The 1,472-nt window shown below is 67.1% G+C and carries 1 protein-coding gene; it reads left to right on the top strand.

Features of this window, described 5'->3' with window-relative positions; translation table 11 throughout:
* The first annotated feature begins 178 nt into the window (after window positions 1-178).
* On the top strand, window positions 179-1,387 hold the full coding sequence (locus tag AC1VAN_RS21675; RefSeq protein WP_480986725.1) for an acetyl-CoA C-acyltransferase: 1,209 nt from the start codon (window positions 179-181) through the stop codon (window positions 1,385-1,387).
* The last annotated feature ends 85 nt before the right edge of the window (window positions 1,388-1,472 follow it).

The following is a 1,472-nucleotide window of genomic DNA, read 5'->3' as shown; positions in this document are numbered from 1 at the left end:
GTGGCTGCTGACCCTGGAGCGCAAGCACTTCGTCGAACTGGCCCAGCAGGAAAAGACCCAGGCCCGCATCGCGCACATGCTGAAGACCGGCAAGCCGCTGCGGAACTGACGGAAGACATCGGTAGTGCCGGCCACTGGCCGGCAACCTCTTCCAACCCCTATTCAAGAGATCACTGCAATGACCAAGCAAATCCAGGACGCCTACATCGTCGCCGCCACCCGCACCCCGGTTGGCAAGGCGCCCAAGGGCATGTTCCGCAACACCCGCCCCGACGACATGCTCGCCCACGTGCTGCGCAGCGTCGTGGCGCAGGCGCCGGGCGTGGACGTCAACCGCATCGATGACGCGATCATCGGCTGCGCGATGCCCGAAGCCGAGCAGGGCATGAACGTAGCCCGCATCGGCGTGCTGCTGGCCGGCCTGCCGAACACCATCGCCGCGCAGACCGTGAACCGCTTCTGCTCCTCCGGCCTGCAGGCCGTGGCGCAGGCGGCCGACGCGATCCGCCTTGGCAACGCCGACCTGATGCTGGCCGGCGGCACCGAATCGATGTCGATGGTGCCGATGATGGGCAACAAGATCGCGATGGCCCCGAGCGTGTTCGACAACGACCACGTCGCCATCGCCTACGGCATGGGCATCACCGCCGAGAAGGTCGCTGAAGAGTGGAAGGTCTCGCGCGAAGAACAGGACGCGTTCGCCCTGGCCTCGCACCAGAAGGCCATGGCCGCCATCCAGAACGGCGACTTCAAGGACGAGATCAGCCCGTACGAGATCGTCTCGCACCAGCCCGATCTGGCCGACGGCAAGCGCATCATCACCCGCAACAAGGTGGCCGACACCGACGAAGGCCCGCGTCCGGATTCCTCCGCTGAAGGCCTGGCCAAGCTGCGCCCGGTGTTCCGCAACGGCCAGTTCGGCGGCACCGTCACTGCCGGCAACTCCTCGCAGATGAGCGATGGCGCCGGCGCAGTGCTGCTGGCGTCGGAACAGGCGATCAAGGATTACGGCCTGACCCCGCTGGCCCGCTTCGTCAGCTTCTCGGTGGCTGGTGTGCGCCCGGAAGTGATGGGCATCGGCCCGATCGCCGCGATTCCGAAGGCACTGAAGCAGGCCGGCCTGAGCCAGGACCAGCTGGACTGGATCGAGCTCAACGAAGCCTTCGCCGCGCAGTCGCTGGCCGTGATCCGCGACTGCGGCCTGGACCCGAGCAAGGTCAACCCGMTGGGCGGCGCSATCGCGCTGGGCCAYCCGCTGGGYGCSACCGGCGCGATCCGTACCGCGACCCTGCTGCACGGCCTGCGCCGTCGCCAGCAGAAGTACGGCATGGTGACGATGTGCATCGGCACCGGCATGGGTGCAGCGGGCATTTTCGAGGCACTGTAAGGTTCAAGGCGTTGCCTCGTTGGGCTTCAAGGCGTGGGCCGGGTTGGCAGGGCTGCYCGGGACACGCCGTGAACCCATCCATGGG

The organism is Stenotrophomonas sp. 05L44_2, from assembly GCF_056665995.1.
The sequence above is the reverse complement of the archived record's forward strand: the minus strand, read 5'-3'. Positions and strand labels throughout refer to the sequence as shown.